Source organism: Maricaulis sp. (genome assembly GCF_030149425.1).
Classification (GTDB): Bacteria; Pseudomonadota; Alphaproteobacteria; order Caulobacterales; family Maricaulaceae; genus Maricaulis.
Map to the genome: position 1 here is coordinate 1 of NZ_JASBRQ010000049.1, position 5,768 is coordinate 5,768.

At 62.6% G+C, this 5,768-nt stretch carries 6 protein-coding genes; all 6 read left to right on the forward strand.

The features are described 5' to 3' along the window. On the forward strand, positions 1-136 hold a 136-nt coding region (rpsR, locus tag Q1V57_RS07625; RefSeq protein WP_300529314.1), incomplete at its 5' end, for a 30S ribosomal protein S18. A gap of 12 nt (positions 137-148) precedes the next feature. Then, the gene (gene rplI / locus Q1V57_RS07630) at positions 149-775 is read left to right on the forward strand and encodes a 50S ribosomal protein L9 (RefSeq protein ID WP_300529305.1); all 627 of its coding nucleotides are present in this window, start codon (positions 149-151) and stop codon (positions 773-775) included. Between the two features lie 287 nt (positions 776-1,062). Then, positions 1,063-2,532, forward strand: coding sequence for a replicative DNA helicase (locus tag Q1V57_RS07635; RefSeq protein ID WP_300529307.1), 1,470 nt, complete (start codon positions 1,063-1,065; stop codon positions 2,530-2,532). After that, the gene (gene alr, locus Q1V57_RS07640) at positions 2,513-3,595 is read left to right on the forward strand and encodes an alanine racemase (RefSeq protein WP_300529308.1); all 1,083 of its coding nucleotides are present in this window, start codon (positions 2,513-2,515) and stop codon (positions 3,593-3,595) included. Before Q1V57_RS07635 ends, alr begins: the two co-directional genes overlap by 20 nt. Before the next feature lie 121 nt (positions 3,596-3,716). Continuing rightward, positions 3,717-5,087 (forward strand): DNA repair protein RadA, encoded by a 1,371-nt coding sequence (radA, locus tag Q1V57_RS07645; RefSeq protein WP_300529310.1) that lies wholly within the window; start codon positions 3,717-3,719, stop codon positions 5,085-5,087. 12 nt (positions 5,088-5,099) lie between these two features. Further along, positions 5,100-5,750 carry a CvpA family protein gene (locus Q1V57_RS07650; RefSeq protein WP_300529312.1) on the forward strand — a complete coding sequence of 217 codons (651 nt, stop codon included), beginning with the start codon at positions 5,100-5,102 and terminating at the stop codon, positions 5,748-5,750. Positions 5,751-5,768: the final 18 nt, after the last annotated feature.

Genomic DNA, 5,768 nt, shown 5'->3' on the forward strand with positions numbered 1-5,768 from the left:
GCTCCGCTACATGTCCGAGCGTGGCAAGATCGTTCCGTCCCGCATCACGGCCGTGTCTGCTAAGAAGCAGCGCGAACTGGCTCGCGCCATCAAGCGCGCCCGCCAGCTGGCCCTGCTGCCGTACGCTGCTGACTAAGGAGATCTGGCAATGAAACTGGTTCTTCTGGAACGCGTGGAAAATCTTGGTGCCATGGGTGATGTTGTCACCGTGCGCCCGGGTTTCGCCCGTAACTACCTCCTGCCGCAGGAAAAAGCCCTGCGCGCCACCGAAGCCAACCTGGCTCGCTTCGAAGCCGAACGCGATGCGCTGGAAAAGCGTAACGCCGAGCGCGCTTCTGCTGCAGCCACCGACGGCGAGAAGATTGACGGCGAAAGCTTCGTCATGATCCGCCAGGCCGGTGAAAGCGGTCAGCTTTATGGTTCCGTGACCTCGCGCGATATCGCCGAGATCGTCACCGAGGGCGGCGTTTCCGTCTCCCGCGGTCAGGTTGCCATCAACGCACCGATCAAGACGCTGGGCCTGCACGAGGTTCGTATCCGTCTGCATGCCGACGTGTCGGTCAATGTCACGATCAATGTCGCTCGCTCCGAAGACGAAGCCGAGCGCCAGGCTGCCGGTGAGGACGTTATCGCCTCTGCCGCTGACGAAGATCGCGCCATCGCCGACGCGCAGGCTGCCGAGCTTTTCGAAGCCGGCCAGGACCGTGAAGACGAAGAGTTTGGCGGCGAAGCGGCTCCGGCTGCTGAAGACGCGACCGGTGAAGAAGAGGCGTAATCCTTATCTCCGTCCGGACGAGTTGAAAGGGCGGGCCTTCGGGTCCGCCCTTTTTCGTGCCTCACCTGCCAGGGGCTGTGGAAAACCCAGCCCTAGCGCCTGCAGTACTTTGCAGGGTGACCGCTTTTGTCAGCTTCGGCCAATAGGCTGAAAAGGATTTCGATTCGCGGTTATCCACATTTCCACAGGGTGCAGGAAAATAGCATCTCAGCCCTTTCTTCAAACCGCTGCCGCGACTAACACCGACGGCTCCGCTCAACCGCGCTGTCTTGGGGATATACGTCTAGATGAGTACCGCCCTTTTGCCGTTCGAGGAAGACACCCAGCTGGAAACCATTCCGCACAATCTGGATGCGGAACAGGCCTTTCTGGGATCACTTCTTTACGACAACGAGGTGTTTCACCGCGTCGCCGATTGGCTCAAGCCGGAGCATTTCTATGATCCGGTACATGCGCGCATCTATGACACCGCCACCGACCTGATCGGTAAAGGCTCCCTGGCCGATGCAGTGGTGCTGAAAACCCATTTCGACCGCGATGACGGTCTGCGCGAGATCGGCGGCGCGACCTATCTGGCCATCCTCATCGAGAGCGCGGCTGACAGCGCCGCCTCGCCGGAATACGCCCGCATCATCTATGAGCTGGCCCTGCGCCGGGAGCTGATCCGGGTCGGCAATGAACTGGTCAATTCGGCCTCGACGGACCAGGAGCGCAAATCGCGCGAACTGATCCAGACCATCGAACAGCAGCTCTATAATCTCGCCGAGGAAGGATCGGCCCAGCGCGGCTTTGTCGGTTTCAAACAAGCCCTCGCCGAGGCGATCGAAACCGCCGCGGCGGCCTATGAACGCGATGGCGGCCTGTCGGGGATTTCCTCCGGCCTCAAATCGCTGGACGAAAAGCTCGGCGGCCTGCACCCGTCCGACCTGATCATCCTTGCCGGACGCCCCTCCATGGGAAAGACCGCCCTGGCAACCAATATCGCTTTCGATGTGGCCAAGAATTACGAGTTCGAGATCCAGCCTGACGGCACCAAGAAGACCACCAATGGCGGTGTGGTCGGCTTTTACTCACTCGAGATGTCGGCGGAACAGCTCGCCACCCGTCTGATCGCAGATTACACCGGCATCCCCGGCTATATGATCCGCCAGGGCACGATCGACGCGACCCAGTATGAAGAGATCCGCGATGCGGTGCTCGAGATCCAGTCCCTGCCGCTCTATATCGACGATACCGGTGGTCTGCCCATCTCGGCCCTCGCGGCGCGCGCCCGGCGCCTCAAGCGCACCCACGGGCTCGATCTGATCGTGGTGGACTATCTGCAGCTGGTCACCTCGTCCAAGGGCGGAGAAGGCCGGGTACAGGAAATCTCCGACGTCACCCAGAACCTCAAGGCCCTGGCCAAGGAACTCAACGTTCCGGTTATCGCCCTGTCCCAGCTCTCCCGTCAGGTCGAGCAGCGCGAAGACAAGAAGCCCCAGCTTTCCGACCTGCGCGAATCGGGCTCGATCGAGCAGGACGCAGACGTGGTGATGTTCGTTTACCGCGAAGCGTATTACAAAGAACGTGAGAAGCCGCGTGAGGACACGCCGGAATATCTCGCCTGGGAAGAAGAGTTTCGCAGGATCGAGAAGCTGGCTGAGGTCATCATCGGCAAGCAGCGCCACGGGGCCATCGGCACGGCCAAGGTGGCCTTTGATGGTGCCCGTACGAAGTTCTCCGATATTGATACCCGGTTTGAAGACAGCGCTCACTAACATCGCCCCGGCCCCGCGCCTGGTCGTTGATCTGGACATTATCCGTACCAATTACCGCCATCTGCAGGCACTCACGCCGGGCGCTGAAACCGCCGCCGTGGTCAAGGCCAATGCCTATGGGTTGGGCGCGGAGCAGGTCGTACCGGCCCTGGCCGATGCCGGCTGCCGGCAATTCTTCGTCGCGCACACCTCCGAAGGCCTCGAAGCGCGCCAAGCGCTCGGCGACCGTCCGGGAGAGGTTTTCGTTTTCAACGGTTTCTGGCCGGCGGAGACCGACACCCTGCACACGGCCGGTCTGATCCCGGTGATCAATGACCTCGGCCAGTTGCAGCAATTACGCGAGCATGCGCCGGACCTTCCCTGTGCCATCCATTTCGACACCGGAATGAACCGGCTTGGCCTGGATGAGCGCGAAACGCAGCGCGTCCTCGATGAAGGCCTGCTTGACCGGCTTCAGGTGCGCCAGATCATGAGCCATCTGGCCTGCGCTGACGAAGCGGATCACGCCCTTAACCGGCAACAGCTTGAACGCTTCAAGGCCATTAGCGGCGCCCTTCCGGACATCCCGGCAAGTTTCGCCAATTCCGCTGGCGTCCTGCTCGGCCCAGACTACCAGTTCGACGTCACCCGCCCGGGGCTTGCGCTATATGCTGGCGCCCCGGCGCCCGGTACCGGTTTCGATGTCTGCGTCCGGATCGAAGCGCCGGTGTTACAGGTCCGTATGCTGCAACCCGGCGACAGTGTCGGCTATGGTGCAACTTGGACCGCCGACCGCCCCATACGCACAGCGACAATCGCTGCGGGTTATGCCGATGGCATTCTGCGCGCTTGCGGTGAAGGCGGCATCGCACGGCTGAACGGCCAGCTCGTGCCCATTCTCGGGCGCGTCTCCATGGACCTGATTTCCGTCGATCTGAGTGACTTTCAGGGCGAGGTTCACCCCGGCGATTATGTCCATGTCCTCGGCGCAGACCTCGATGCGCTCTCTGAACACGCCGGCACCATTTCCTACGAACTCCTGGTCCGTCTCGGCCTGCGCTTCAACCGCGTCTACAAGGGCTGACACCGAAGCCAGACGCACGGCCGGGAATCGTGTGCAAGATCACAGCCCGCCTGCGCCCGCCTGACTTATTTTGTCACCCCGGTCCGCTTAACTGGCGCGACGACAGAGGAGACAGATTGAGATGGCCCGTTCCGACAGCGTTTATGTTTGCCAATCCTGCGGTGCGGTGCACTCGAAATGGGCCGGCAAGTGCGATGATTGCGGCGAATGGAATACGCTGGTCGAAGAAGCCCCCGCGGCCCCGCTCGGCACCCAGGCAACGGCGCGCAAGACCCGCGGCCGGGCCTCCAAGCTCGATCTGGTTGACCTCGGTGCGGATACGCCGGAACCGCAGCGCCTGATCTCCGGCCTGACGGAGCTGGACCGCGTCGCCGGCGGCGGCCTGGTCCCGGGCTCGGCCATCCTGGTGGGCGGCGATCCGGGGATCGGCAAATCCACCCTCCTCCTCCAGCTCATGGCCCGCCTGGCGCAGCAGGACGCGAGAGCCATTTATATCTCGGGTGAGGAAGCGGTGGCCCAGGTGCGCCGCCGGGCCAAACGCCTGGGCCTGGCCGAGGCACCGGTCTCGCTGGCCGCTGAAACCTCGCTCAATGCCATTCTCGACGGTCTGAAGTCGGAAAAGCCGGACGTGGTGGTGATCGATTCCATTCAGACGCTGTGGTCCGACCAGCTCACCGCCGCCCCCGGCACCGTGGCCCAGGTGCGCGCCTGCGCCCAGGAACTGGTGCGCTATGCCAAGAAGCGCAATTGCACCGTCATTCTCGTCGGCCACGTCACCAAGGACGGCCAGATTGCCGGACCGCGCGTGGTCGAACACATGGTCGATGCGGTGCTCTATTTCGAAGGCGAACGCTCGCACCAGTTCCGCATCCTGCGCGCCGTGAAGAACCGTTTTGGTCCAACCGACGAGATCGGCGTCTTCGAAATGGGTGATAAAGGCCTCGGCGAAGTGCCCAACCCCTCCTCGCTCTTCCTCGACGGCCGCGAGGACGGCACCGCCGGCTCGGTGGTCTTTGCCGGCATGGAAGGCACCCGGCCGGTGCTCTCGGAAATCCAGGCCCTTGTCGCGCCGGCGGCCTTCGGCACACCGCGCCGCGCCGTGGTCGGCTGGGATAGTGGCCGGCTGGCCATGGTGCTCGCCGTACTGGAAGCGCGCTGCGGCGTGGCGTTCGGCAATCAGGACATTTTCCTCAATGTCGCCGGCGGGCTGAAAATCAATGAGCCGGCTGCCGACCTCGCCGTCGCCGCGGCGATTGTCGCGTCGGCCCTGGACGTCTCCTTACCGTCCAAGAGCGTCGTTTACGGAGAAATTAGTCTTTCCGGCGATGTTCGTCCGGTCGGCCGCTCCGAGGCACGTCTCAAAGAGGCCGCCAAGCTTGGTTTCACACGCGCTATCGCGCCGCGTGCCTCCGAATCGGATCACGTTCGCGTCGACGGCGTGGCAACTGCGCTCGAATTGGTGCAAACTCTTCGCGCGATTGCCGGTGAGTAAGGAGATACCCGTATGGACGGGTCGTTGAGTACATTTGACGCGATCGGCGGGACCATCCTGCTGGTTTCCGGTTTGTTGGCGCTGGTCCGCGGTTTTGTCCGCGAGGCGCTTTCGGTCACCGCCTTCGTCGCCGCCTCGCTGGCTACGCTCTGGGCCATGCCGGCTTTCTATGAACCGGCCCGGGCAATGATCGATCCGGACTGGGTCGCCCCCTTTGCCGTCGGCGGCCTGGTCTTCCTGATCATCTATCTCGCCGTCACTTTCGTGACCTCCTCGCTCTCCCAGGGTCTGGCCAAGGGTGAGGATGTCAGCGTGGTGGACCGCCTGCTCGGCTTCATCTTCGGGGTTGTGCGCGGTCTGGTTCTTCTGGCCCTCGGCGTAATTTTCTACACCGCCGCTTTCGGCGTCGATGGGCGCCCGCCTGAAGCCATCACGTCGGCGCGTATCTACAATATGGTCAATGCCACCGCGCGGGCCCTGCAAGTGCTTGCTCCGGAAAGCTCTCGCATCGGTGAAACCGCCCCGTTGGCTGATCCCGATGACGACCCGATTGCAGAAACTATAAGAAATGATGACACGTCCTATGGCAGACGCGATCGAAACCGCCTAGATGACCTCATCGGTGAGACGATGGATGGCCAGGATGATGACGGCGAGCGATAGGCAAGCAGTTCCCGCGAC

Excerpts from the sequence above, each read along its gene's own strand:
- Q1V57_RS07650 (WP_300529312.1), top strand. The coding sequence starts at position 5,100 with ATGGACGGGTCGTTGAGTACATTTGACGCGATCGGCGGGACCATCCTG.
- radA (WP_300529310.1), top strand. The coding sequence starts at position 3,717 with ATGGCCCGTTCCGACAGCGTTTATGTTTGCCAATCCTGCGGTGCGGTG.
- rplI (WP_300529305.1), top strand. The coding sequence starts at position 149 with ATGAAACTGGTTCTTCTGGAACGCGTGGAAAATCTTGGTGCCATGGGT.
- Q1V57_RS07635 (WP_300529307.1), top strand. The coding sequence starts at position 1,063 with ATGAGTACCGCCCTTTTGCCGTTCGAGGAAGACACCCAGCTGGAAACC.